23 protein-coding genes, 1 other RNA gene and 2 pseudogenes are annotated in these 25,775 nt (G+C 39.7%); 4 read left to right on the top strand and 22 right to left on the bottom strand.

From position 1 onward, the window contains the following. Positions 1-57 precede the first annotated feature (57 nt). The 3 genes from CSV74_RS00350 to CSV74_RS00340 form a co-directional block, all read right to left on the bottom strand. Complete coding sequence (locus CSV74_RS00350; RefSeq protein WP_255408319.1) at positions 58-306, bottom strand: DUF3658 domain-containing protein; 249 nt, start codon at positions 304-306, stop codon at positions 58-60. A 12-nt stretch (positions 307-318) separates the two neighbouring features. Continuing rightward, positions 319-1,035: a DUF1835 domain-containing protein gene (locus CSV74_RS00345; protein WP_099690170.1), complete on the bottom strand. Its 717-nt coding sequence runs from the start codon at positions 1,033-1,035 to the stop codon at positions 319-321. Positions 1,036-1,178: 143 nt separating this feature from the next. Next, entirely contained in the window at positions 1,179-1,604 is a 426-nt protein-coding gene (locus CSV74_RS00340; protein ID WP_099690169.1) for a hypothetical protein, read from the bottom strand. Between the two features lie 232 nt (positions 1,605-1,836). On the opposite strand from CSV74_RS00340, the gene CSV74_RS00335 reads away from it, so the two are divergent. Continuing rightward, complete coding sequence (locus CSV74_RS00335) at positions 1,837-2,676, top strand: conserved phage C-terminal domain-containing protein (RefSeq protein WP_099690168.1); 840 nt, start codon at positions 1,837-1,839, stop codon at positions 2,674-2,676. Between the two features lie 274 nt (positions 2,677-2,950). On the opposite strand, the gene CSV74_RS00330 is transcribed toward CSV74_RS00335, so the two are convergent. After that, positions 2,951-3,691 (bottom strand): hypothetical protein, encoded by a 741-nt coding sequence (locus tag CSV74_RS00330; RefSeq protein ID WP_099690167.1) that lies wholly within the window; start codon positions 3,689-3,691, stop codon positions 2,951-2,953. A 160-nt stretch (positions 3,692-3,851) separates the two neighbouring features. Beyond that, the gene (locus CSV74_RS00325) at positions 3,852-4,355 is read right to left on the bottom strand and encodes a hypothetical protein (protein ID WP_158231717.1); all 504 of its coding nucleotides are present in this window, start codon (positions 4,353-4,355) and stop codon (positions 3,852-3,854) included. Between the two features lie 535 nt (positions 4,356-4,890). Between CSV74_RS00325 and CSV74_RS00320 the strand changes: the two genes are divergently transcribed. Further along, positions 4,891-6,123 (top strand): Fic family protein, encoded by a 1,233-nt coding sequence (locus CSV74_RS00320; RefSeq protein WP_099690165.1) that lies wholly within the window; start codon positions 4,891-4,893, stop codon positions 6,121-6,123. A 132-nt stretch (positions 6,124-6,255) separates the two neighbouring features. Here CSV74_RS00320 and CSV74_RS00315 read toward each other — a convergent pair whose 3' ends face one another. From CSV74_RS00315 to CSV74_RS00265, 12 genes and pseudogenes are all read right to left on the bottom strand, one after another. Beyond that, positions 6,256-7,698: an S-layer homology domain-containing protein gene (locus tag CSV74_RS00315; RefSeq protein ID WP_099690164.1), complete on the bottom strand. Its 1,443-nt coding sequence runs from the start codon at positions 7,696-7,698 to the stop codon at positions 6,256-6,258. 164 nt (positions 7,699-7,862) lie between these two features. Beyond that, a complete protein-coding gene (locus CSV74_RS00310; RefSeq protein WP_099690163.1) occupies positions 7,863-9,647 on the bottom strand; it encodes a choline/carnitine O-acyltransferase in 1,785 nt (594 codons plus the stop codon). Between the two features lie 27 nt (positions 9,648-9,674). Then, positions 9,675-9,797, bottom strand: a complete 123-nt coding sequence (locus CSV74_RS16975; protein ID WP_255408317.1) for a hypothetical protein — start codon at positions 9,795-9,797, stop codon at positions 9,675-9,677. 9 nt (positions 9,798-9,806) lie between these two features. After that, complete coding sequence (locus CSV74_RS00305; protein ID WP_099690162.1) at positions 9,807-11,855, bottom strand: transglycosylase domain-containing protein; 2,049 nt, start codon at positions 11,853-11,855, stop codon at positions 9,807-9,809. A 255-nt stretch (positions 11,856-12,110) separates the two neighbouring features. Continuing rightward, positions 12,111-12,734 (bottom strand): AIM24 family protein, encoded by a 624-nt coding sequence (locus CSV74_RS00300; protein ID WP_233190698.1) that lies wholly within the window; start codon positions 12,732-12,734, stop codon positions 12,111-12,113. 289 nt (positions 12,735-13,023) lie between these two features. Beyond that, positions 13,024-13,455 carry a zinc-binding dehydrogenase gene (locus tag CSV74_RS00295; RefSeq protein ID WP_099690160.1) on the bottom strand — a complete coding sequence of 144 codons (432 nt, stop codon included), beginning with the start codon at positions 13,453-13,455 and terminating at the stop codon, positions 13,024-13,026. A gap of 31 nt (positions 13,456-13,486) precedes the next feature. Next, positions 13,487-14,569, bottom strand: a complete 1,083-nt coding sequence (locus CSV74_RS00290; RefSeq protein ID WP_099690159.1) for a phospholipase D-like domain-containing protein — start codon at positions 14,567-14,569, stop codon at positions 13,487-13,489. A gap of 131 nt (positions 14,570-14,700) precedes the next feature. Further along, a pseudogene (locus tag CSV74_RS00285) lies at positions 14,701-15,168 on the bottom strand (ISL3 family transposase); the annotation flags it as partial. Positions 15,169-15,292: 124 nt separating this feature from the next. After that, on the bottom strand, positions 15,293-16,384 hold the full coding sequence (locus CSV74_RS00280; RefSeq protein WP_158231715.1) for an S-layer homology domain-containing protein: 1,092 nt from the start codon (positions 16,382-16,384) through the stop codon (positions 15,293-15,295). A gap of 97 nt (positions 16,385-16,481) precedes the next feature. Then, positions 16,482-17,519: an S-layer homology domain-containing protein gene (locus CSV74_RS00275; RefSeq protein ID WP_099690156.1), complete on the bottom strand. Its 1,038-nt coding sequence runs from the start codon at positions 17,517-17,519 to the stop codon at positions 16,482-16,484. 642 nt (positions 17,520-18,161) lie between these two features. Further along, positions 18,162-19,508: an MFS transporter gene (locus tag CSV74_RS00270; protein ID WP_099690155.1), complete on the bottom strand. Its 1,347-nt coding sequence runs from the start codon at positions 19,506-19,508 to the stop codon at positions 18,162-18,164. A 14-nt stretch (positions 19,509-19,522) separates the two neighbouring features. Continuing rightward, the gene (locus CSV74_RS00265) at positions 19,523-21,082 is read right to left on the bottom strand and encodes an AMP-binding protein (RefSeq protein WP_099690154.1); all 1,560 of its coding nucleotides are present in this window, start codon (positions 21,080-21,082) and stop codon (positions 19,523-19,525) included. 140 nt (positions 21,083-21,222) lie between these two features. Here CSV74_RS00265 and CSV74_RS00260 point away from each other — a divergent pair, with 140 nt between their 5' ends. Continuing rightward, entirely contained in the window at positions 21,223-21,825 is a 603-nt protein-coding gene (locus CSV74_RS00260) for a TetR/AcrR family transcriptional regulator (protein WP_099690153.1), read from the top strand. 277 nt (positions 21,826-22,102) lie between these two features. On the opposite strand, the gene CSV74_RS00255 is transcribed toward CSV74_RS00260, so the two are convergent. Both CSV74_RS00255 and CSV74_RS00250 read right to left on the bottom strand, forming a co-directional pair. Then, positions 22,103-22,486 carry a hypothetical protein gene (locus tag CSV74_RS00255; RefSeq protein WP_099690152.1) on the bottom strand — a complete coding sequence of 128 codons (384 nt, stop codon included), beginning with the start codon at positions 22,484-22,486 and terminating at the stop codon, positions 22,103-22,105. A 196-nt stretch (positions 22,487-22,682) separates the two neighbouring features. After that, the gene (locus CSV74_RS00250) at positions 22,683-23,297 is read right to left on the bottom strand and encodes a hypothetical protein (protein WP_099690151.1); all 615 of its coding nucleotides are present in this window, start codon (positions 23,295-23,297) and stop codon (positions 22,683-22,685) included. A 372-nt stretch (positions 23,298-23,669) separates the two neighbouring features. Between CSV74_RS00250 and CSV74_RS00245 the strand changes: the two genes are divergently transcribed. Then, positions 23,670-24,521 (top strand): DegV family protein, encoded by an 852-nt coding sequence (locus CSV74_RS00245; protein ID WP_099690150.1) that lies wholly within the window; start codon positions 23,670-23,672, stop codon positions 24,519-24,521. Between the two features lie 50 nt (positions 24,522-24,571). Here the strand turns inward: CSV74_RS00245 and CSV74_RS16830 are convergent. The 3 genes and pseudogenes from CSV74_RS16830 to ssrA form a co-directional block, all read right to left on the bottom strand. Beyond that, positions 24,572-24,850 (bottom strand): annotated as a pseudogene (locus tag CSV74_RS16830) (Fic family protein); the annotation flags it as partial. A 15-nt stretch (positions 24,851-24,865) separates the two neighbouring features. Further along, positions 24,866-25,309: a Fic family protein gene (locus tag CSV74_RS16820; RefSeq protein WP_233190693.1), complete on the bottom strand. Its 444-nt coding sequence runs from the start codon at positions 25,307-25,309 to the stop codon at positions 24,866-24,868. A 91-nt stretch (positions 25,310-25,400) separates the two neighbouring features. Further along, positions 25,401-25,761, bottom strand: a transfer-messenger RNA (tmRNA) gene (gene ssrA / locus CSV74_RS00235). Positions 25,762-25,775: the final 14 nt, after the last annotated feature.

Here is a 25,775-nt window from a genome sequence, read left to right as displayed (position 1 = left end):
TTTAAAAATTCACGATTGTTTCTCACACCTAATTTTAATATTAGGAATAATATTCTTCTACTCTATTACTCGTATCTCATATTTCCGCCAGTCATCAATATCCCCTCTGGTCGCGAGCCCCCCGTGCCGGATCAGTTCCTTCACGCGGTATTCAATCCACGGATCACCCGTATACTGTTCAAGTTCGCCATATACTTGTCCAATGAGACGCAATACGTTGTAATATTCGCCAGGATACACGGATTGTAACTGACGTGCACAATTCATGATAAACGTGTCGTGGCGATCTTCATTTGAGCTCCACAGTTCGTCGAATTCTCAAGTTCGCAAGTAAGACCCATCATACAAAAGTGATTCGCCTTCCTGTTCGATTGCTGCACGTCGAGCTGGGTTCCAATTCCACGGTTCATAATGCGCGTAAAATTCGAGCAACTGTTCAGGTGACAGTTCACTGGAACGCAGTATGTGAATCTCCTCGCTATGCTCTGCGGTTCTGTACAGGGATTCATATGCTTTGGTACTGTTGATTTCACTAATTTCATTTGGCTGACCGCACAAGAGATAGGTGGCAAATCGTAGGCCAGTTTGTTCTGCTGCGTTGTTACCAGCCCAGAAAATGATTGGTAAGTGTGGAAGGATGCTTTTGATGTCCTGTACCGCACTTCGGAATTCTTTCTCTTGTTCTTGGATGTCAGCCCGGAGATGTTCTTGAAGCCAACAAAATCGGTTCTTGATTCCTTCATCTGTATGGAGAGATTCCACCGGACCGATAGACAGGATGTCAGATATCGATATGATTTGCTCCGTTGACTTTAAGGGCTCTTTGCGAAATGCATGTCGTAGGGCTCCCGCAAACGCACGCTCGAAGACGATGTGGATCGTCTGCGGGTACGTTTCATCCGCAGCGAGCAACGACCGCGTAATTTTCCCGAGCGCTTCATCGTCTTGTCGCTCCGCTTGAATGAACAGTTGATCGACAATTGTTTTTGCTTGTTGCGGAGTGAATTGTTTACTGTATTGGTGATTTTCATTCATTTATATTGCACTCCTTTTGCTTGTTTTCAAAGTCCAAAAGTTTATGGTATGCATAATATTAATGTGAAATTTATAAAAGGTATGCATGTAGGATTCTTTCGTGTTTGTTTCTTACACAGGTAACTTATTTCTATTTCATTAGTTTACTTCTTAATCACAGATCTAATAATCTGCGGTCCAAATTTTATAGCCGTACCGACTACTGCTGTTAAAACTACGCCTGTTAATCCATTGATAAACTTTTTATTATTATCATCATGTTGATGTGCATCCTTAGCATGCTGATCTATTCTATCGTAAATTTTTTCTCTTTGTTCTTGACTGAGATCTTCTCTTTTCAATTCATCTTTATAAATTTCAATAATATTCCTTAATAAATCAAACATGTCTTTTGATGAACCAAAATTCGCATCCACTGCTTTTGAAAACATATCTTTTACGTTGGGTGCAAGTTCTATTAATCTTGTTATATCCTCTAATGAAATATCAATTTCTTCATTTACAAATAAATCAAATGCTTTCTCAGCTAGCGTAAATTCTTGCTTATTTATATTGTTTTCTTTACTCATACAATGCCCACCCTTCAAAGTGATTTTTTTCAATCTTATCAGTTAAACACCGAGATTAGAAGGTTTCTCAATTAAAGTTACGTTGTTTTGCAAATTCCAATTAGAAATACAACATGCGTCCTTTCATTTTTTTTTAATAACCATGTATCCTTTTTAGAAATACTCTCTATATGAAGTATGAGGAGCACTAAATGAATACTCCTACAACACTTTACTCGAGGGGGACCACCAGATGAAATTATTAATTAATGAAGATCCGATTCCACTATTACCTTCATTGGCAATGAAAGTAGGACTGAACGCTGCGCTATTCTTGCAACAACTTCACTACCGTTTGAACATTTCAAAAAACGTTCGTGACGGTCATAAATGGGTGTTCAATACATACGACGACTGGATGGAAGAATTTCCGTTTTGGTCGCTAAACACGATTAAACGAATTACGTACGACTTGGAACAAAAAGGGTATCTGATCTCCACTTCCAAGCACAATAAGATGAAAATCGACAACACCAAATGGTACCGAATCGATTATGAAAAGCTGCCATTTTCGTATACGCCAAATGAGATACCGGTCAACCCAAAAGTGGACACTCTACCAGCTCAACATGAAACGTCAATCAACTCACAATTGGACGCTGTGCAAACCCACACTGGGACGACGGCGTATCCCACTATGGGACGGCCTATAACCAAAGAACTTAAGAAGAACAATAATAAAACCATTGTCGAGAAGAATCTCGACGTCGCACATTCTGTGATACAGTACTTGAATGACAAAACCGGTAAACATTTTAAAGCGGAGTCCGCTGCTACCCGTAAATTCATCAACGGCCGAATCAAGGAAGGCTACACACAGGAAGACTTCATCCGCGTCATCGACTTAAAGACCAAGCAGTGGTTGAACCTTCCTAAATTCCATGCGTTCCTAAGACCATCTACTTTGTTTAACGCAACAAACTTCGAAAACTATGTCAATGAGCTAGTCACTACTAAGAAACCAGAAAAAGAACCATACATTCCACCTGTTCTCGATTTCAATCGTGGTGAGGATTTACTATACGGTAATTAACTATTGAAGTAGAGGAGAATAATCTTGGACATATTTTTAGACATGAAAAAGCACCTCTTGAAATGAATACATGGATTGTATCAAGAAGGTGCTGCATTTTAATTTATTAATAGGAGCTTGACTGTTGTTCATTGATCGACACTTCTGGCACGTAGTGGGAAGTATTCCGTAGAATCTAGCACCCCATATAATGTGTTTCAAACAGCTCTATGTCTCTTCACTACTTCCTGATGACAGCGAACTGAATGGCATGAAAATTGGATTGGTACCTTCTTCAAACTCTCGCAATCTTCAAAACTCCGCTCAGCAGATTGAAGATCGCAACGAGCAAAATGCCGTCTACCAGCTTGGTGAAAAATAGCTGAAAGGTATGGAAGTATGATAACGTCGTGTGTTGATTTACCAAGCTAATTAGTTTGGAATACCCGGCATCACTGACAGGCAAAGTGTTTGTCAACAGTAGACTTAAATAAAACGATTCAAATCTGCTCCCGATCTCGATATCCAATACACTTTTGAAAAACAAATCGTATCCAATCCCGAACACCATGCTAGGACCCACTAATGTAATGAGCATCGCAATGAACAGTATCGACACAAACATGATTTTATTCAACAGGCTGTCACTGCCGCTAAACCTTTTAGCCTCTGAAATAATCGTCACTATATTCCTGATGACTACATACAAACTCATTAGCGGAAGAGCCCAGCAAATTGAAATAATTACCCCTTTGGAAGAGTGGACTTCAAAATTGATCAATGCCTCCAGCAACATATAAATAACAAGCATGACACTAATTAATTCAATCCAAGGCAGTAGCACTTTTATGCCTAGTCTTTCGACAAGATCATGCTGAATATCTGTTTTCAATCGTCTTTTTAACCAGACATAAACGACCAGTAAAAATACTATAACCAGACTCACCGCAAATGAAAATTTTAACATCTGGGAAAGCGGGTACGAAAACACGATCAGAATCAAGAACAATACTTTTACGAAGTAATTTGAAAACATTCCTTCCTCCTTACACCAATCGATTATTTATGTAATAGTGATACGCCGTTTTAAATAAAAGTACAATTAAGGTAGTAGGTCTGAACACGAAGTTCGTTCGTTTCAGAGTTCCGTACGATTTACTTCTGGACTAGACATCTCACGAACAATTCTTTACCAGTTAATTAATACTCAATCTCTGAATATCCTCATAGTTTTTCACAATGGCACCGAGCACTAGCAACCCGAACACCGCGATGGCGATCAGCCATCCGGCTACGCTAATCCAGTTGAAGAACCCGAATACAGCTCCTGCTGCCAACAAAACAACTGTGATCACGAACCATGGGATCTTCCAGCCATACAACCGTGTGAGCAACGACATATTCTTCGGCGGATCACACAGCTCTTCATAGAACTTCACATGATGCAGCCGCTCTTCCGAATAAAATAAGTACCGACCGTCCTTCGCCTGCAACAGGAATGTATGCTTATTCACTTTCTTCACAATCTCTAGCGGCTCTTCATCCACTATATGAAAGGATGTCTTCACACTCACCATGGAAAAGAAGCCATAGACAATGAACAGCAGTAAAAACACAAAGATCCCCGCAAGAGTATACGACTGCCCGGCCAACAGTTCCCAGGACACCCCTGAAAGCGGATCGTTCCCTTCTTCGTTCATCCCACTCACCCCGCCAAACACTAGCATGAACAGGGCCGTGCCAGTCAAAGCGGACAGAATCACCCATTGAGCGAAATACACGGTGAACTGCTCACTCACCGTTAAACGTAATTTTTCAATAGGCCTCATATTATACGAATTGAGCGCAATGCGAAAAAAAGGGACCAAAGTGATAATAAGCAGTGCCACTGCCCTCCACGGCCCCTGAATATATTCGATTATCTGCACATTCAATCACTCCTTATTACCGCGTAATGGTTTATACTACCATGAATGCGATATAAGCAGATATCAATTAAAGGTACATGCGTGAAACTTTCAATATTGTTCCTCACATAGGTACCAGATTTTGTTCTTGGCACGATAATGAAGGAAAATTGTTTAGTCCTTGATAGTGGAATACAAAATTGCGTAGGGACCTGGTAACTCTTTTAAAAATAATTCGTCAATTTTATCAATTTCTTGTTTTACTATGGATTTCTATGTATACTAATTTAAAAAGTAACGCATATTTTAAATAAGGGAAGGTGATTCGATGGATTATGAAAAACTCACGAAGTTATTTTATAAGTTAGATGGAGCGCAATTTGAGAAAGAATACGCTAAACGTATCAATAGCTACGGCAGTATGCATACACTCTTGCAGATTCAGTCCTTTAGGAAAGGAAGACTTGATAAGGAGCAATTTGAACTTTTCTATGTCATGACACCTGAACTTATTAAATTAAGTAACAAAGTGTTGCTTAACAGCGGAACTATTCAGTCGTTAATCGGGAAATTACCACAGTTCGCAGCAGAGCCGTATTTCCGTCGTTTAATCATCAATGATGCGCAAAGTAATAATGAAATCGAGGGTGTGCGCAGTACGAAACAGGAACTGAGCGGTGTGCTGAAGCGATTGGATGAGCCTGACCCGAAAAAGAAACGCTTCACTGGCATGATGAAAACTTATCTGCATATTGAAGACATCGGTCCCTTTCACAGTTTGGATGACTTCAGGAAACTATATGACGAATTAGTCGCAGATGAAATTGCCGGTCAGCATGCCCCCGACGGTCGATTGTTCCGGATAGAAGGAGTTGAGGTGACAGACGGCGCAAGAGTGACACACATCGGACTGCAGACAGAAGACCAAATTGAAAAGGCACTGTATCAGCTCATACAGTTTTTACAAGACAGTACCCATCCCGAACTCTTCCGGTATTTAATTGCACACTACGTTTATGAGTACATTCATCCGTTCTATGATGGAAATGGGCGCACGGGCAGACTGTTGGTCGGCAGTTACCTAGCAAAGTATCTGGAGCGTTATTCCGCAGTGACGTTCTCATACACTATCAATAAAGATAAAATAAAATACTACAAGGCACTGGAGCAAGTACCTTCTCCCATGAACCGGGGCGAGTTGACGTTTTATTTGAAAGATATGCTGGAACTGCTGATTGCAGGCCAGGAAAATGTAATAGAAGACTTGATAATTAATGAAGTAAAATTATCGAGAATACATGACTTTTTATTCAGTGGTAAGTGGCAGTCAAGTCCCGATGAACGTTCCATTCTTCTCCACCTACTCGTATTGACAGTATTTAACGCGATTGAGGATATTCAGGTGACACAACTAATGGAAGTATCTGATCTCTCACGTTATAAGGTGAATCAGATCATGGATATGTTGGTAGAGGAAGGCATTGCTGAATTGCATCAGTTGCGACCCAAGTCCTACCGAGTTAATTCCGAGTTTCTGCATGAGACGCTGAAAATAGAGTAGCTAGCCCATAGAATCCTATGGTACCTGCTCTGTCAAAAGTAAAATAAACCTAAAAAACAAAACAGATACTGCACCCACATAAAGCGGACACAGTATCTGTTTTGTTTAATCCAGTTCAAGCACAGCAATCTATCAAATATCTGTAACATAACCGTCTCCGTGTATTTCAATATTCATGATGGAACCTAGTTTACGAATACTAATGTAAAGACCTGTTTCTTGATATAATTCAGAACGTTCCCCACGTTCGAATTCAATCCTAACTATTCCAGCTTTGTCACCCGTAAGTCGGGCAGTAAAATGATTCGTCCCCGGATCTCGAGTAATCGTAGCCAACTGTTCATAGTTTTCCGTCAAGATTGTATGCTTTCCTATATCAAATGTTCCGCGGTCATATGTCGACACATGCTGCTCTTTTAACGTCTCCACTTTATAATAAAATGTACCCTTCGGTTTCACTTCAATTCCATGACGTTCTTTCTCTCCATTCTTCAAATGAACAGTCATAATATATTGACCTGCCTCGTCCATCTTGATACAAGTTCCTCCATAGAGACCTTCGCATGTCACAAGCTCTACATCATCAGACAACTTTTTCCCGTCCATTGTCGTCAGGGAAATACGTTGAATCTCATTTGCACTGAAAGGCATTCTTGCATCTGTCGCTAAATAATCCGTCGTTTCTTCCAAAGTCAACTTCAATTCCCCATCGACTTCTTGAACATGCACATAATACTTTTTATACCTTTCCGTACCCTCACGATAGTTGCTTCTAAAACTGATCGCTCCCTTGCCTTCCTTCATCGGAATCAATTGAACACGATCACCGGTATAGCCGTTTGGTGTATCCTTGCCTTGTAGACGTATAGCTTGGAAAACGCCAGAGTTCATCTCACTCGAGTTGACCCAGGCAATACGCTCCCACCCAAAATCTTCTGCTTTGACCGTAACCATCGGGACGTTAACTTCTTCAGTAGCTTTCATCATTTTAGCTGCCTGCCCTCTAGTGATCGGATTTTTCGGGCTGTATGTCGTCGGCGTAGTGCCTGTCGTGATGCCGAGCTTGTAAAGAATCAAAATATTTTTCTCATGAGACGGATTTTTTGAATCAATGAATGGATTATCCATCTGTTGATAATCATAACGCGGTAAGTCAAATGCTTTTACTAAAATGGAAGCCATCTGTTCACGGGTAATCGGATCATTGGGAGCGTAACTACCGTCTGGATAGCCGCCAATTATATTCGCTTGCGCTAATGCCGCGATTGCCTTGTAGTAGCCATTAGCTGTCTTCACGTCCTTAAAACCGGGATTTTTGACGTTCTTCGTATCTAGTTTCAACAGCTTCGCAATAATTGCAGCCGCCTGTCCCCGCGTGATCGAGTTACTTGGCTTGAACGTACCGTCGGGGTAGCCTCCGATAATAGCACGCGCTGCAAAATCATTCACAGCCTCCGCAAAGTGCTTTGTATCCGGTACATCCGAAAACCGCTGCTCGCTTGCGGCTGTTCCGGATAATGGTAAGCTGCACGCAAGTACAAGTGCACCAAATAGGATAGATAATTTCTTTTTCATTTGTTCTCTCCCTTTCCCTTGTCTGCCGAATTCTTCTTCATTGAAGCACCTTACAGACGCGGAAATCTTGGAATAGTTTCAAAGTTTCTTTAAAGAAAAATGCAACACAAAAACTCCGATAGTTTATATAAACCAACGGAGTTTTTGTAGAGGCAGTCAAGTATTTAAAGAATACGGTTCGCAATCTGTCTTAATTCTAAAAATGCATCTACCAAATGATTTGTTAACTTCTGCGCATGATCTGCTTCATCCGCACTGGAGGAGATATTAATAGAAATCGTTTGATCTAATAAAATATAAGCGAGCCCAAAACCGCCTTCAACGACTGGGCCGAATATCCGATACTTTACATTGTCATAAGCCATACCACTTGTCGAAATAAAATCATGACGCATTGTCAGATAGCCAGTGTCGCTAAAGAGTGCAGGTGTATCCGTCATACCGATGTCTCCCCCGTGCAACTTATACATTTGCTCCAGGCCGTACATATGCCTTTCAACACCGAATCCTTTACGGCACCTTATGATTCGATCTGTATGAGCCGCGCTCGCCTTTTGCATTAAGGCATACAACACTTCATGACTCTCTTCCCCGTTTTCTAGCGCTTTCACCAAATGTAGCTTCTCCATACTGGTCGCTCTCGCACATTCTGTTCTTCCCTCATAAAATGCGCGGACTGAAACGGGTTCATAAACACTTCTAAATACGCCAAACGTTCTGTACTGTGCAATCTGTAAGGCCATATGGAAAAAAGCGTCCGGACTAATATCCATTTTTTTGATTTCATCTGAACCAAAGCTATTGAAGGTTGTCGTTTTAATAGAAAACTCTTTTTTGACTCTTGCATGATCTTTTTCGCATCTCATTAATGACTTCTCAATTTCCGCGGATAATTCCCATTGTTGTTTTTCCATTAGAGTGGATTCAGTCGTATATATGGTTTCAGGCTCTTCACTTTCCAGGCCTTCATTTACATAGCTAATGACAGCAAATATCGTCGTACCATCAACCGAAGAATGCTCGATGCTATAACCCAATTCACCTTTTTTAGTAAGGATTACTTGGATGGTTTTATCAAAGTATTTGTTCGTTCCATTTAACATTAAGTTCTCAATCGCTTCTTCGGAATTACTACTTTCTTCATCCATAGACAGGACAATTAGCGAATCCGCTATCGCTTGTAGATGATCCGCATTCACTTTAGATACGATGAGTTGATTATATATCTTCGCAGCTTCGTCTCTTTTCGCAGTTGTAAAAATTCCTACGTTGGCGCCTTCACTTTGCTCTTCTTGAAAGGTTCTTTCAATTGCGTTTGCGATTTCACGGCTATGATACATCTCACCTTCACTATTTGTTACGTTCACTTTATACATATTTCTTTTATATAAAATCATGACATGGTTATTTCTTTTCTCGAATGCCGCTAGTCTAAATTCATCTCTTTCTACTTTTGGAATGCGAACGGACTTAAAAAACTTCTTATACTGACTCATATCTTGGGGCACACCATTTTTTACGACGGCCGCTACTTCGCCATCAATTATTAAATGATAGAATTCCGTGACTAAACGGCTTACCTTTCCGGCAAGTTCCGCACGCGTATAACGATTTTCATGCTTTTTATTATCCAATAAAATATTGAAATGCATGCCCGTTGGCAAAGGATCACGGAATTTCAAATACATATCATCCCATAAAGGCTTTAGCCAACTACCTTCGATTTTGACATCCAATTCGTACAATTTTTTTTGAAGTTTTTCTGCGTCTCCATCCACTTTAAAGAAATGATTAACAGCCTTCGTAGTTTCTTCAAGTTGTTGATCGTTTACAAGAGGTTCAACCCATTCAAGAAGTTTCTCTTTTGTATTCGTTAATGGCGGTATGGGTAAAGTTGGTAGTTCATTTTCGTAAGCAAATGTCTTTTTTATAATAATTCGTCCCTTCATGATTCATTTCTAAGCGATTATCATTTTTCACGCTAAAAAGAAGATCGGATTTCCAATCTTCTTTTCGAGCCATTTATTTGTTTTTGCATTCAATAAAATCATGAAGCCGAAATCAACTTTTAATCGTGATATGCATCGTTTGTTTCTCACACAGCTATCCTAATTAAACCATTCCCGGCCCCACTCTTCAACCTTCTCCCAAAACTCTTTTTTCTTCTTGTCCTTCTTTTCTTTCTTCTCTTTCTTTTCTCTTTCTTCCTTTGTCTTTTTCTTCTGCTTCGTAAGCTCTTTTATTTCTTCATCAATTAACGATAAATCAAATTCCTTTGCAGTTAATTCGCTGGCTGATTTTGAAACAACTTGCGCGAAAATGGGCGGTGCGGTAAAGCTGCTGGTAGATGTTAAATAATGGTCGGCGTCTGTTTGATCATATCCGAGCCAGACTGCACCGGCAATATCCGGTGTATAGCCAACGAACCAATGATCTTTTGAACCGTCCACTCCTTCAAACGGGAGCTGTGTGGTGCCTGTCTTCCCCGCCACGTCCACGCCGGAAATTTGTGCTTTTTTGGCAGTCCCTTCCTTTACAGCCCCTTGCAGCATATAGGTCATTTGCTGGGCAACTTCCGCATCTGTCACCTGTACAGACTCACCTTGCCACTTTCCGAGCACTTTTCCTTCCGAATCTTTAATCTCTGTAATCGCATGGGCTTCCTCCATCACGCCATCATTCGCAAAAGCGGAAAACGCTTGGGCCATCCGCAAAGGAGATGTACCTTTGACCAATCCTCCTAAGGCTAATCCAAGTACACGGTCATTTTTCTCCAATGAAATCCCAAACCGTTTCGTTGCACTGACGCCGTCTTCGATGCCAATCTGATCCAACAGCCAGACGGGAGGGATATTATACGATTGGGCGAGCGCCTCATACATGCTTACTTCCCCTCTATACTGCTGATCAAAGTTTTTCGGAGAGTATCCATCCATATCGATCGGTTCATCCACTAGCAAATCCGACATATGGTACCCTTTCTCAAGTGCCGGAGTATAGACCGCAAGCGGTTTTAACGCAGATCCAGGCTGACGGATGAGGTCAGTCGCATTATTGAAACGTTTCTGCGTATATTCTCCTCTCCCACCGACTAACGCCAAGATCCCGCCTGTTTTAGGATTCACGAAAACAGAGGCGCTCTGCAAGAGTTGATCTGGAGTGCTCTTCGGAAAATAGCTATCATCCGCATACACTTCTTCCAGCGCATTCTGGACCACCGGATTGATTTCTGTCGTAATATGCAACCCGCCGGACAACACTTCATCTCTCGTCAAACCGTACATATTCACCGCCTCATCCACTACACGGTCGATATAATACGGATACTTCTCTTCATAATCCGGCACTGTCGATTCGCCCAGTACCACTTTCTGTCCAATCGCTTCATCGTATTCTTGCTGACTAATATACTGTTCACGCAGCATCAGCAACAACACCAGATTCCGTCGGTTCACCGACTTTTCCATGTTTTCCGTAGGCGCTAAATGCGACGGTGCTTTAATAAGGCCTGCGATTGTCGCAGATTCGCTTAACGTCAACTCACTGACATCCTTACCGAAATAGGTCTGCGCCGCACGTTGAACACCCCACGCTCCGTCGCCGAAATAAATTTGGTTCAGGTAACGTTCCATGATCTGCTCTTTCGAATACACTCGTTCAATCTTCTTTGCGAGGATCAGTTCTTTGAATTTACGCGAGTACGTACGCTCCTGCGTCAAAAATACATTTTTCGCAAGCTGTTGCGTAACCGTACTGCCTCCTGCCACGATTTTGCCTTTGAACGCATTCTCGAGCAAGGCGCGCCCCATCCTAAAATAATTAATGCCGTGATGTTTGTAGAACCGTTGATCCTCCACGGACACGACGGCTTCGACCAGCGTATCCGGAATCTGATCGATCAATACACCTTCAATAGTCGAATTCGAAACCTTACGGATGACTTCTCCGTCCGGATCGTAAATAACCGTTGATCTGGGTGCCGGTTCTTCGAGTTTACTTACATCGCTGAATGTGATGAAAATATTCAGCACGAGTAGCACGGAAAGGACGGCAAGCAGTACACCGATGATTGCGAAACGGATGATCTTTTTCTTCAGGCTGATTTTCTTTATTGGCGTTTTTTTACGCTGTAGTTCTTTATATTCGGATCTTTTCATATAGGATTCACCTTCTTTATTACTGCGGAGTTTTATTTGTTGAATATAGCATAGTATTGACGATGGGGGTGTTTGAAAGTTGCGGATTTTGTCTTTTGGGGGATTTTGGTACGAATGTATGTAAAAAAGATATTACTCAGAAGTTGGGCTTCTGGGTAATATCTTAATAAAAATACCTGTACTTGAAATTTTCATGATCGTTTACACATTCACGCTTTTTCGAATACGGATAGGTAATGTAAATTAAATACCCAATTATTGAAGGAACGGTGCCATTAATACTTTTCCTGTTCCGCAGTAGACATTTACCAATCCTTCGCCTGAAGCCGCCGAACCCATAAGTGTTTTTCCAGACCGTTCGACAGTAAATTCTAAACCGCCTGACCAAGCAATCGCCATATTCCCATCGATTTTCAACTCATCATTTTCTAACTCGACTTCTATAAGTTCCTCTCTCGCTACGGAAGATTCCAGTGCAATCGTTCCTTTACCGGTAAGTCCCAGATTGAAAAGACCTTCCCCACCGAGTGCAGCAGAAGAAAGATTTGAGCGCATCACAGCCTTATGTTTTAATCCTGAATCACAAGCTAAAAAGAGTCCGTCTTCAATAACGAGTGACTGATCCCACTCGTCTACATCCAGCAGCAAAATATGCTTGTACGTTGGTTCTAAAACAAGTGTACCCGTTCCCGTGTACTCAGGTTTGATGCTCGATTCTTTGGTCATTTTTCCCCTAATCGTTTTTCCAATAAAGTCTCCTACACCCTTAAGCCCAGTCGTCGCTTTCACATCTCCGGCCATCCATTGCATCGCCCCTGCCTGAATCGTAATGTTCGACTGACTGACATCGCAAACTAGCTGTCTTCTTCTTACATTCATTTCAGAAGCATAATATGCCGATTGGGCCGTAGCATGGCCGATACTTAATTCTCTTTGAAACTCTACGACTTTAAAAGGACCTAGCTCCTCCCTGACTTTTACATTCTCATTGTCTTCAAAATTTTTGATCGTAAACAGAAGAATCGCCCGCTTTCTGATTTTTTAATTTGTTTGATTATGGTAATTATAACACGAGATTTTACTTAACTAGAAAAAACCTGTACAGCCTATAACTTTAACACGAAGAAGGATCGTATTGAAGTTATACCTGTACAGGCTAGCTATTAACTTATTGAATTGTAATCACAATTTTACCTTTTGCATGATGCGTTGCACTTAGATCATGTGCTTCATGCAATCCCTTTTCTGTTAACGGAAACGTATGACCAATATGAGATTTGACTTCTCCTTTTTCCATCAGGTCTCCCAGTTCTGCGAGTTGCTTACCATTTGGATTCAGCCACAGTGATTCTGCGGTAATGCCATTCGTTTTCGCTTTCTCTGCATTTGGCTCACCTGCAATTGAAACGAGTCGACCGCCTTTCTTCACAACATCTAAGCTCTTCTCTAAAATTTCACCGCCCATAGTGTCCAATACTAAGTCCATGTCCTTTGCCACATCTGCAAAATCAGTAGTTTTATAATTTAGTGAAAGGTACCTGTGCGTGGAACTTTCATGATTGTTTAAACATTCATGTTTGTTTCTTGCACAGGCACCCATACTTCAAAGGGCACAGGATGAAAAAACAATCTTAAACGTTAGTAATGTTACTATTTACATTACTACTTGGGAATTGACTAATGATTTCTTCAAGATTGAAACTCAAATTCTTTAGATTTTCCAGTAACGATAGCACATCCTCAGATGCTGACTCGGCTAATTCTAATTTAATTTCACCCGCTCTTTCCGTACCAGTATCATGATAGCCCTCTAAGTATTCATCAAAAGCCATCATTGAGTTTTTATCAATATAGTCATTGACATATCTGATTTCATCAAACTTCATGTATTCATTGATTGGGGAACCTTCAGTATAATGGTCTCTAATATTCTCCAAGTCGGAAACCACCTGTCCTATATCAAATTCATCTATTTCATATTGCTCAAATTCAATTTGCACTTCATTTAGTAAATCTTCCAGATCATAAAGTAGATTATCCACTGGGGAAATATCATAAAGGGAGATATTATTGTCTACCATAAAAAACTCTTGGCTCTTACCTGCATGATCATGACTACCATGGGTTGCATAATAAAGGTCCTGTCTAATGCTTTCAAGATTCGAATAAATGAGGGATAACATTACTTTTAATCTACTAAATTTGTTATTGTAATAACTCACCGAACTCCCTTCCATATACCCTACTATATCCTTCTTAATGAATTCTATAAATTCTACATCGTCGCTAATGAAACCACTCTCTATATTATTTCTAGATTCATCAGAGAAGTTCGCAGATCCTACGTATACTTTATTATTTGTTAGTATGATTTTTGAATGATTACTAAAACTAAAACTTGTATCTGTATTTAAATTAAATCTTTCTGGGTTTAGTTTATCAATATAAATTCTAATTTTTCTTTTTGCAAGATTTCTTGCATTCTCATGATAATACTGCTTAAACCGCTGAGGTATATTACTAAAAATTTTAACCTCGGTATTAGGGCTGACATTTTTTAACTTACTAATTAGATAATCGCCATTCTCAGAAATATTAAAGGTCACAACAAGAATATAATCACTATTTTCAAAGTCATCAATGACTTCTTGGTATCCACATTCACTTTGGGAAAAAACAAATTTTACATTATTGACTTCGCGAGAAATTATCATATTATCCTCCTAGGGTTATCGTAAATGAAATCATCAGATTGACTTCAGTGTAAACTACAAAATACTATGACAAATCATTATTTAGTGGTTTTAAATCAAATGTTGGGATGGAGTAAATGACTCACTCCCCCTTATCCTAAATGAACACCAATTTCCTTATATTTGATATTTAATAAAATCTTCGCTCCAAAGTGATCGAAACGTCTAATGTCACAAGCATTGCGTTTCATCACTTTTTTATTATTAATGCCTTCAAGAAACCCATTGGAATAGTTGAAAGCGAAACTATTCAATATCTTGACTCGCCAGTTCTTCAACGTTTGTATCGCTTTTAGAAAGGCAGGTATCTGTGCCTCTTCCAACTTACGGTAAAACGCTTCTAATCTTCTTTTCACTTCTACGACATCATCTGTCGTCTTCGCCCAATCAAACCATTCACAATACGCTTCTTTCAATTCATAAGCTGTTTTCAATTCTTCAGACATCCCTATATACCAATCACGATACCACATGGATTTGTTATGAAGTTTTCTACTTCGCTTATAGAGCACATACTGCATCCGTTTACACTTTTTGCGATCATACACATGCCATTCTTTCTGTACTTTCCGTTAAATAAAAGTACCTTTGCATGAAACTTTCATGATTGTTTAAACATTCACGTTTGTTTCTCACACAGAAACCATTTTTACAGAGCTTCTGCGCTCCGTGTCTTTTTGTCTGTTAGTTCCGAACCCGCTTGACAAGACCATACAGCTCGTTGCCTTTTCCGTTCGTCTTCTGGATGAGTCCAATGTCTTGGGCGTAGTATTCGATGATGGTTTCTTTGTTCCACCATAAATAGTTCTCCACGACAAGTACATCATGATACTTCACGCCATGTACAGATTTCACCGCATTTGTGGAATTAATCCAGATATCACCGTAATTTGCCGGTCCTATGCCGTCATCTTTATGTGTCTGCATCACAGCAAATGGATGTGCAAGATAAGTGTCAAAGTGCGTCCAGTTTTCAGCACCTGCCCCGTAGTGAGACTTGTTTTGCATATATCCGATGCGTGGAATCTCTTCATACTCTGTTTCATTTGTAATTCTCCAGTAATCCAGCCCATTTTCTTCATTGATACCTTCATGATCATGGCGATACATACTTTCGCTGTCTGTATAGTAATACGTATAATCGCTGTTTGGCATTATATTCATTTGTTTCACAGTCATCGCCCGAGTGAGGAAGGCTGCAAAGTGTCCCCGTGTGATTAGGTGATTCGGCTTAAATTTACCATCGGGATAGCCAGTTGCTACGTTATTCGTCGAAACACGCATGATATCAGTATAAAACTCTGATTTTTTTCTTACATCCGTATATGGTGGCTGATAATCTCCCTTGTCCAGCACTTTCAATTGAAATGCTTTACTCATCAGACGTGCCATGAACGCACGAGAAATACTTGACTCCGGTTTGAACCGATCCGCTTTAGAAAATAATCCTGCCGTGTAGGCTGCCGCAATTTCTTTATAGTATGGATGATTTTTCGGTACGTCACGGTAGCCAGGATCTTTCAAATCATCTGTCGGCAGTTCCAGCGCTTTGACAAACATCGCAGCTATATGCTTTTTAGCAATCGGCTCGTTCGGCTTGAAACGACCATCCGGATAGCCGCTGATAATTCCTTCATCTGCTAGATAATTCACTTCCACATATAGAGAGGTTTTGTATTTTTTCATATCTTTAAAACTTGCAGCCTGCACCCCCTGTCCCAAAACTGTTACTGCCAGCACGCTGATTAGTAGCGCTGTCATCCATTTCTTCCACATTCCAACCGCCTCCTTCTCTTTTTGCATATTCATTAATTTAAGTTACCTGTGCATGAAACTCTCATGATTGTTTTACACAAAGTTATCATACACTAACTTATTCTTTAAAATATGCGGATTGTAATGATGCATATCCACTTGAATAATCTGCGTTCAATATCACGCTATATCCTTTCTTAAACCACGATGCACTAACTTTGGAGTATTTATCATTTTTATAGTAATCCGGTTTTCCTAAATCTCTTTTGATATCTTCTAAAACATTATAATGAAACCCTTCCAATCGATCCCATGCAACGTATTCTTCTATACCTCCAAAATAATCGAACATTATTGATGTTAGTTTATCTTTCTCAAAACCGTAAAGTACCGTAGTGTCATAGAAACCTGGACCACTTACTATTTTATATTGTAAAAAGCTGGTATGTCCATCTGTAGTTTCTCCTATTAAATGTGCATTTTCTCCTTTTTTGATTTGTTGTACGCTTGCGCCAAAATATACTCCACGAGCTATAATTTCTTTTTCTGCTGGTCTAAATGATGGTTCCATTGCCCTAGCGATAAATGCTGCAATATGTGATCTCGTCAATGTTTGATTAGGTTTAAACGTACCGTCTGGATAACCAGATGTGATATTTGCAAAAGCTAATTTGCGTACGGCATTGTAAGATGTAGATCCTTTCGCAACGTCGCTAAAATAAAAATTTCCTTCTTCAGTCAATTTAAAAGCATTTGCGATAAAAGCTGCCATATGACCACGCGTGACAAACTGTGTTGGTTTGAATGTACCATCTGGATAACCGTTGATGATTCGAGCATTTGCTGCTGATTGAATATATCCTGATGAATATCTACTAGCTGGTACATCTTTAAATTTGGTTTTCGTTTTTTTTCCATTTAAACCAGTGGCTTTAGCGACCATGATTGCTACTTCTTCGCGAGTAACTTTATCGTTAGGGCCGAAACGCTTTTGCTTTACAATAACGCCTTTATCCGCCAAATACATAATAGCTGCGTAATTAGGATGATTTTTCTTTACATCCGTAAATACATTTGAAGTCGCCTCAGTTTTTTGAATCGGTAAGAATGAAGTTACTAAGATTAGAATTAATAATACTGATAATATTTTTCTCATATACAGTCAATCCTTCCTATTTAATGATATAGATATTATATCATACAAAAATAGTATATTTTGTATGAACGCAAGTTTATTTTGAGTAAATAAAGGCATCTATGCGTAAGACTTTCAGGATTTTTTCTCATATTATCAATTTTTTTATAAATCTTAAAAGTATGTACATTAAATCCGTGGCGGATTGTTACGTACGCATTCACTCAGTCCATTATTATTTTAGACCATCATATTTTCGCTGTTGCGAATTGGGCACGTCCCGCTACTTTTCTGCTTGTTATTGGTATTTTGTTTTATAAAGGTGCCAGAACCTCACACAACTCTAGTTTAATTCAGAATTATTTCTGACTTGTCTAGGGACTTGTAGTCACTTTAAAAGGTACCTGTGCGAGAAACTTTCATGATTGTTTGAACGTTCATGAAAGTTTCATACACAGATACCTTATTTTAAAAGACAGGCAACTAATTTATAGATGCCTTTATTTTATTCATAGTTTCAAAAAGGTGTTTTATGAATAAAATCTAGCAGGAATCAAGGTTCCTGCGGATTATGAAGTTTGGGTGATGGCACACAACTGTATAATGCGGCTGAAGAATACGAGCTCCCGACAGTCAACATGTCGGGAGCTCGTAGATAATTGATTATTCACGTACCTCCGCTGCAGTAGTGAGCAAAGGTTCCGCTGACACACGCGATACGACCTCTTCTTCCTCATGGACAGTTTCATCGTAATGCGAAACTTTTCTCGTGTCTGGTGAGAAGATGGCCAAAACTAGCGAAACGAGAAGGGCTACTATCATAAATCCGCCGAAAATCCATGGAGAAGGACCGTAATTGGCCGCCATGGTAGTCCATATCATCGGCCCGAACCCAACAATCGCAGCGGCTATTTGATATCCGAGTGACAGCCCTGTATATCTAACATTCGCGGGGAACAACTCTGAGAAAAACGTCCCTTGTGTCGCAAAAATGGCAGCCCAGACGACACCAAGCAACACAATCTGCATGATAAAGAATGTAGATGTACTACTGGAAATGCCGATGAAATAAGGAATTGTCAACACCAACATGCCGATTAGCCCAGAAATATAAATCACTTTACGTCCGATGAAATCAGATAGGTATCCCACTACGGGTATCGTAATCAGCATCATTGCACAGCTCAGTGAAAGGGCAAGCAGAGCCGTGTCTCGCGAGTAGCCGATATACGTTGTAGCGTACACCAGAATAAATGACATAAGGAATACGTTGAAAAAGCCGTCGCCCAGTTTCAAGCCGATGATTCGGAACATATCCTTGGAATTATTTCTGAACAGCGTCAGTACTGGCATCTTCTCGATATTGCCAGACTCTTTACGTTGTTGAAATTCTGGGGTTTCTTCGATGCTACTCCGTATCCAGAGCGCAAGTACAATGAGGACGCCGCTGAACAGGAACGGAATTCTCCAGCCCCATGCCATGAACTGTGCTTCCGTAGTGAAGCTGTTAATAATTGTGAAGCTGAATGTGCCAAGCACTAGCCCAATTGGTACGCCCAGCTGTGGGATGGAACCGAACAACCCTCGTACTCCTTTGCTGGCATTCTCTGTAGCAAGGAGGACAGCTCCACCCCATTCTCCTCCCAGAGAAATTCCCTGAATCAACCGCAGTATGACCAGCATGGCTGGCGCCAGGATACCGACTGCCGCGTAGGTCGGCAACAATCCAATCAAGAAAGAACTACCGCCCATCCCGATGAGCGTGATCATCAAGGAAGCTTTCCGTCCAATCCTGTCTCCCATATGGCCAAATATAATACTACCCAGCGGTCGTGCTGCATATCCCGCCCCGAATGTGGCAAATGCAATCAAAATGGATACGGCGGGATTTTCATTTGGGAAGAAAAGTGTAGTAAATACAATTCCAGTGGCTGTTCCGTATAAGTAAAAGTCATACCATTCAATAATAGAACCTGACAAGCTCGCCAACAATACTTTAAACTTTTTCATAAAAAGTCTCCCCTCTATTTAACTGGAATGTAATTTACCAACTTATTTTTTTGAATCTTACCCACAGATGTTCTTGGGAAGTCATCTAAAAAATCAATGGAATCAGGGACTTTGAATTTAGCCAACTGTGTTCGGCAGTGAGCCAACAGCTCATCCTCCCTTACGTCCATTTCTTCATTCAATATAACGAAAGCTTTAATCGCCTCATCGCGCATATCGTCCGGCACACCGATCACTGCTGCTTCGTACACAGCTGGATGGGAGGCTAAGGCACTTTCCACCTCAATGGTGGCCACATTTTCTCCAGATCGCTTAATCATATCTTTTACGCGATCTACGAAATAATAGTATCCATCTTCTCCAATACGGGCATTATCGCCTGTGCGAAGCCAGCCGTCCTGTATCGTTTCCTCAGTTGCCAGTGAATTCTGCAGATACTCTTTCATAATGGTGCGCCCCGGATGGCCTTTGATCAAGATCTGTCCTGGAGCACCTTTTTTAACCTCATTACCTTGTTCATCGACCAATTTCACTTCGTACGCTAGAGTCGGTCTGCCAATGCTTTCATTCTTGCATACGCCGTGTAGCGGATTCATTAGCGGAATGCCTATCGTTTCTGTCATCCCGTACAGCTGACTTAATCTGACACCGGCGAGTTCTTTAAAGCAGTTCAATTGTTCTGCCGCGACATTTTGTGCGAAGATAATTGTATGAAGAGTGTTCTTAATTACGTTCATTGATTCGTTTTTAGCTAAAATCATGCGAATAGGCGCAGCGAACAGTGAACCGACTGTAGCTTGCAGCTGATTGGCCTGCTCAAAATAACGGGATGCGCTGAACTTTTCAGTTAAAGCTATTGAAGCGCCAACGGTTAAAGCCGACATGGAAGAATAGTATTGAGCGTTACCGTGGAACAGCGGAAGGACGATAAAGGCCCGGTCTTCGGCAGTCAGCTGTAAGTTTAACGCCATCTGTTCGCCGACGAATAAATAGTTAGCATGCGTAACACACACACCTTTAGGTTTCGAAGTAGTGCCTGACGTGTATAGAATGGCGACGGTATCTTCATTATTAAGCTCAGGCAACGCGCATTTGTAATCGCTTTCAAAAATTAGCGCATCATTGTAGGATAAGTAACCATCAACAGGCTGACTTCTTGTGAGCATTCTGTAACGGATTGCGGGGCAGTGAGTTTCCACATCCGCGAACTTGTCTAAATAAGGCTGTTCTGTAATCAACATGACTGAATGGGAATTAGAGATAATATAGTTCATCTCGCTCGCAGGGGATAAAATATTCGTAGGCACCATGACAGCCCCTATATTCGCCAAAGCAAACCAAATTGTATAAAACTCCAAGTTATTCGGCATGTGTAATGTGACATGTTCACCTTTTCGTATTCCCAAGTTAAGGAAATATCGGCTTAGCCGATCCACTTCATCCTCAAATTCACTATAGGTTTTTTGTGAGACATGACGATTGGCATCTTCGAATAAAAACAATGTCTTGTCAGGATGCTGATGCAATTTCTCATTTAACAGGTCACGAAGTGTTCTTTCGCCTACACAATCCATTAAATCCCTCCTGTTCATTTGAATAGACCGTAGTCTTAGACTATAGTCTATATATTAATTGAATGTTCACAAGACTGTCAATATATTCTGAAAAATAGTTTTATATTTTATGAGGTATAATATCATCGGGGGGTATTGCTATGAAGAAATCGGCTAGACAAATCCAGGCTGAACAGACGAAGAAGCGCATATTGGAGACCGCGCTGGAGCTGTTTCGAAAAAAGGGATTTGATAATGTAACCGTAGATGAAATTGTGAAGAAAAGTGAAAGTTCCAAAGGTGCCTTTTATGGCCACTTCAGTTCAAAATATGATATCTTCATGGAAAAATTCAAAGAAATCGACCAATATTACATAAAAGTGGTTTCAGTTATGCCGGAAACGTTAACGTTCAATGAAAAAGTGCTGTATTTAGTGGAACGACAAATGCATTACCTTGAATTCGAGTTGGGAAAAGACATGATGAGGACGGTCTATGTCAGCGGTCTTATGGAAAGAGAAGGCAATTTCTTTTCTATACATGACAGAGGGTTGTATACCATTCTGGATGAATTTATCGTCACGGCAATCAAAGAGGGAAATCTGCCGGAAAACACCAATAATAAAGCGCTGATCCGCATGCTTTCAAGATGTATGCGCGGTCTGCTGTATGATTGGCTCTCTTTAGGCAATGAGTACAATCTAGATGCCGAAAGCAAGATGTTTTTTTCTACATTCCTGGCGGGACTTCAGTGTGCAGAATGAAGGCTGTGCTGTTAGAAGTGGAACGAGGTGGGCTGGGTCTTAAGCAATTTCGTAGGCGACTTAGAATCGTTTTCGGATTAATTGGGGACTCAATCTTTTTTAAATAAAGGTACCTGTGCACGAAACTTTCATGATTGTTTTAACATTCACGTTTGTTTCTCACACAGGTACCTGTTTTTAAAATTTACGATTATAAACATTTTCATACATTTATTAGAGGGAATTTTAAAAAACAAGTGATCTAATCGACATTTAATATTGTGATAATAAATGCATATCAATTAATAAATAAATTAATCAAAGAAATAATTAAACTAATAACAGAAACTGACACAGGAATCGTCTTAGCTAACAACATATATTTTTTATTCTCAAGATAGGCAACACCTCTTTCTCCTATTACTATTTGAACTGAACCATTTTGCAATTCTTTAGTTCCAAAGTGATGTTCTTTTCCATCAAGATGATTATATATATATCTTTCTTCTAGTAAATACTTTAAAAACATAATTACTTGAATATGAGCATATCCAGGGAATAAATCTTTAATTTCATCATAGGATAATTTACTCGTTTCACCCTCTTTAGCCTCTTTTTCTCGATAATTTTTTTGTTGTTTTTTTAATTCTTTTAAAATTTTTTCTGAATCCTTACTCAACATATAATAATTTCACCTCAAACATTCTTTTTTACATTTCACAAATAAACCTAATTCCTTTTTGTTCTCCATCACAAACCACTCTCTAAATTAGTTTAGGAAGTAAAAAAAAGGATTTCTCATGATAAAAGTTAAACGCAATTCAAAAGATAACATAATAAAATCCTGATTTTATAGACGGACTTTTACTAAAAACTTTTCAAACATACTCTTTATTGTCTTTTGAAATACTCTCAATATCAAAAGAAAGTTTATCCATCTTTTCTTTTGAGTGAAGATTTAATAAGTTGAATAAATTGTGTGACATTATTTGAACTAATTCAATGTGTTTTCCTTCACTGTTCTTAAAATCTATAATACTCTCTAATATTTGATCTCGTATCTCATTATCAATGTAGTCTTCACTTGTAATAGTTGATAAAATTTTCTCTTCTAAAATTAAATACCTCTGTAATCTTAGAGATAAAGATTGCAAATCGTAATTGAGGTTGATTGAGTTCACTTTTAACTCATAAACTGTGTCATTATTTTCTTTGAAAGTTCTTTCGTTTCTATCTACAATTTTTAGCAATGTATTTTTATTCTCATTTATATCTAACAAATTATAATTATTTATCAAACTTTCGATTAACTGCTCCTTAGCTATTTTAATGATTATATCTTGATCTCTGTTATTAATTCTCCACTGAAAAAATGCAAACACTGCAATAATTAGCGCGAAAAGAACTCCTACTACAGATAACATAGTGCTTTGCATTGAAATTAATCTATCAATTTGATCATAAAGTTGTTGAATCATAGTTGTTTCAGACATAGTTAAATCTCCTTTTCAAAGTACTCTTGGTAAAATATCTATCTCTTCCTTAGATATTGATTTATATATATTGACGAAAGGTCCTTACACAACTCTATTTCAATTCAGAATTGTTTCTGATTTGTGTAGGAACCTGGTACTTTCTTTATGCTCTACCCATATACTACCATTATAATAGTATGTCAACAATACTTGACAAATTAATGAAACTATTGGGTATAAGGTACCCGTGTAAAATATCAGTCCATCCATATAAGTAAAACTACAACTTTACATATTTCATAAATCCCAACATACATCCCCTATCTATCATGTATAGTTAAAGTGAATTCAAAAACCTACACATATAATATAAGCTGGAGGCGACTTACAATGAAAAAAATCATCCTAACAACCGAAAGCGGAGCCGATCTACCAGAATTTCTAGCAAAGAAACACAACATCCATGTAGTACCCATGCACGTCATTATGGACGGCCAGGACTATTTAGACGGTCATCTACCTGTACAAGACATATTTGATTTTTACGACCGCACTAAAAAGATACCGTCCACTGCCGCCACGAATACCCATGAATACCAAGAGTTTTTCAAAAAGATTCGAACAGAATTTCCTGATCATACAATCGTTCATATAGGCTATACATCAAAGGCATCTGTTTCCTATCAAAATGCGTTAACAGCAGCGGAAGATGTAGAGGATATTTATTTACTAGATGCATTAAACGTTACTGGCGGATTAACTGCGGTGATTATGTATGCGGTGGCTCTGCTGGAGGAAGAACCTGAAATGGATCCTATCCTCTTGCTAGAAAAAATCGAAGCAAAGATTCCAAAAGCAAGACTTGCCTTCGTTCCTGGCAGCTTAGATTTTTTAAGAGCTGGCGGACGAGTCAGCAATATGGCGTATCTTGGAGGTGCCTTGCTAAAAATCAAACCATGTATTGAATTAGTAGAAGGTAAGCTTGTTTCGACTAAAAAATATCGTGGAAAAATGAGCAAAGTGGCTGAGAGTTTACTGCTAGACTATTTACAGCAATACGACATAGATAGACAACAAATTTATTTTATTTATTCAATCGGCCTTAGTGAAACTATCAAAGAACGGATCAATGAAATCGCACGAGAAAAAGGATTCAAAAATAGTCTTTGGATTGAAGCGGGTGGTATGATCTCGACACATTCTGGTCCTGGAGGATTTGGGATTGCGGGGATAGAAGTTTAACGTCAATAAGGTACCTGAGTTTATACAGGTACCTTTAACTATGTTGAGCCCTATCCAATAAAACTCAAATACCGGCCCAATTCCATCTCTTCATAGTCCACTATAAACTCCACAAACCCCTTATAATCCCCTGAAACAGCAGCCTGATCCAACAACTCATAATATTCAAACCGACGCTCTGTCTCAATAATAACCGGTAAATAACCCGATCGTACCAGTTCTAAATTCAACAACAGACGAGCCGTCCTGCCATTGCCATCAGTGAATGGATGGATATTCACAAAATTACTATGAAGAATCTCCGCTCTTTCCACTGGATGTAAATTCTTAGCGGCATTGTACCATTAGATCAAATCCGTCATTAACTGCGGAACTACTACAGCGTCAGGTGGCGTATGAGAGGCACCTGAAATGATTACATTCTGCTCTCTATATTTCCCAGCATTAGCTCTGTCTATTGAATGCAAGACAATGCTATGCAATTCTTTAATCACCATTTCCGAGAAAGGCTGATCTTGCTGCACAATTTCTTCAGCAACTAAAATTGCTTCCTTATGCTTAATAGCTTCTAGGTGCTCTCTCATGGATTTTCCAACAATAACTATACCGTCCTCCAGCACTGCCTTCGTTTCAAAAACCGTTAATCTATTTCCTTCAATCGCATTGGAGTGATATGTACTTTTAATTATAAAGTCTTCCTTCAGGATTCTAGTCAGTTCCTTTGAAAGCGGTCGTTGCTGATCAAGGTTCTTCTTCATTAATGTGAGTCGGTCCAAATTTCCATTCATAGCTAATCCTCTCTCCTAATAAAAATAAGGGATATCACACAAGAGGTTATCTTGTACAATATCCCTTACATCTTATTACACCTTAATCTCATAATGGAGACGGTGGGAGTCGAACCCACGTCCAAAGGCTCTGCTACTTCAGCGTCTACGCGTGTAGATTGATCATTTAGGTTTCGCGCAAGCATTCTGCCATCAATCAGGGCGTCCTGTGCGCTATTCCGGGAATCTCTTATGACACCCTCAGAATGCAGACGTCATCGTAGCTCACTATAAGTGAACCTTACGCCTCCACATGAGCCATGGAAACGGAAGGTAGATTCAACAGCTTACGCTGCGAATGCTAGGTTGTTGTTTGTTTTGCCAGTTATTATTAACTGTCGTTTCTGACGGAGACGATCCCTCCGACGCGCAGCTCAAGCCCAGACCACCCCTGTCGAATCCGTAACGTCCCCGAAGGAAAGTCCGG

The sequence above is a fragment of the Sporosarcina sp. P19 genome, assembly GCF_002743165.1.
GTDB lineage: Bacteria > Bacillota > Bacilli > Bacillales_A > Planococcaceae > Sporosarcina > Sporosarcina ureae.
The sequence above is the reverse complement of the archived record's forward strand: the minus strand, read 5'-3'. Positions and strand labels throughout refer to the sequence as shown.

What these genes read in the sequence shown, in the direction of transcription:
- CSV74_RS00300 (WP_233190698.1), bottom strand. Translation starts at nt 12,734, where the DNA reads ATGAATGTAAGAAGAAGACAGCTAGTTTGCGATGTCAGTCAGTCGAAC.
- CSV74_RS00310 (WP_099690163.1), bottom strand. Translation starts at nt 9,647, where the DNA reads ATGAAGGGACGAATTATTATAAAAAAGACATTTGCTTACGAAAATGAA.
- CSV74_RS00245 (WP_099690150.1), top strand. Translation starts at nt 23,670, where the DNA reads ATGAAAAAAATCATCCTAACAACCGAAAGCGGAGCCGATCTACCAGAA.
- CSV74_RS00315 (WP_099690164.1), bottom strand. Translation starts at nt 7,698, where the DNA reads ATGAAAAAGAAATTATCTATCCTATTTGGTGCACTTGTACTTGCGTGC.
- CSV74_RS00330 (WP_099690167.1), bottom strand. Translation starts at nt 3,691, where the DNA reads ATGTTTTCAAATTACTTCGTAAAAGTATTGTTCTTGATTCTGATCGTG.
- CSV74_RS00260 (WP_099690153.1), top strand. Translation starts at nt 21,223, where the DNA reads ATGAAGAAATCGGCTAGACAAATCCAGGCTGAACAGACGAAGAAGCGC.
- CSV74_RS00335 (WP_099690168.1), top strand. Translation starts at nt 1,837, where the DNA reads ATGAAATTATTAATTAATGAAGATCCGATTCCACTATTACCTTCATTG.
- CSV74_RS00295 (WP_099690160.1), bottom strand. Translation starts at nt 13,455, where the DNA reads ATGGGTGCCTGTGCAAGAAACAAACATGAATGTTTAAACAATCATGAA.
- CSV74_RS00270 (WP_099690155.1), bottom strand. Translation starts at nt 19,508, where the DNA reads ATGAAAAAGTTTAAAGTATTGTTGGCGAGCTTGTCAGGTTCTATTATT.
- CSV74_RS00290 (WP_099690159.1), bottom strand. Translation starts at nt 14,569, where the DNA reads ATGATAATTTCTCGCGAAGTCAATAATGTAAAATTTGTTTTTTCCCAA.
- CSV74_RS00305 (WP_099690162.1), bottom strand. Translation starts at nt 11,855, where the DNA reads ATGAAAAGATCCGAATATAAAGAACTACAGCGTAAAAAAACGCCAATA.
- CSV74_RS00325 (WP_158231717.1), bottom strand. Translation starts at nt 4,355, where the DNA reads ATGAACGAAGAAGGGAACGATCCGCTTTCAGGGGTGTCCTGGGAACTG.
- CSV74_RS00280 (WP_158231715.1), bottom strand. Translation starts at nt 16,384, where the DNA reads ATGTGGAAGAAATGGATGACAGCGCTACTAATCAGCGTGCTGGCAGTA.
- CSV74_RS00275 (WP_099690156.1), bottom strand. Translation starts at nt 17,519, where the DNA reads ATGAGAAAAATATTATCAGTATTATTAATTCTAATCTTAGTAACTTCA.
- CSV74_RS00320 (WP_099690165.1), top strand. Translation starts at nt 4,891, where the DNA reads ATGGATTATGAAAAACTCACGAAGTTATTTTATAAGTTAGATGGAGCG.
- CSV74_RS16820 (WP_233190693.1), bottom strand. Translation starts at nt 25,309, where the DNA reads ATGAATGGAAATTTGGACCGACTCACATTAATGAAGAAGAACCTTGAT.
- CSV74_RS00345 (WP_099690170.1), bottom strand. Translation starts at nt 1,035, where the DNA reads ATGAATGAAAATCACCAATACAGTAAACAATTCACTCCGCAACAAGCA.
- CSV74_RS00250 (WP_099690151.1), bottom strand. Translation starts at nt 23,297, where the DNA reads ATGTCTGAAACAACTATGATTCAACAACTTTATGATCAAATTGATAGA.
- CSV74_RS00340 (WP_099690169.1), bottom strand. Translation starts at nt 1,604, where the DNA reads ATGAGTAAAGAAAACAATATAAATAAGCAAGAATTTACGCTAGCTGAG.
- CSV74_RS00265 (WP_099690154.1), bottom strand. Translation starts at nt 21,082, where the DNA reads ATGGATTGTGTAGGCGAAAGAACACTTCGTGACCTGTTAAATGAGAAA.
- CSV74_RS00255 (WP_099690152.1), bottom strand. Translation starts at nt 22,486, where the DNA reads ATGTTGAGTAAGGATTCAGAAAAAATTTTAAAAGAATTAAAAAAACAA.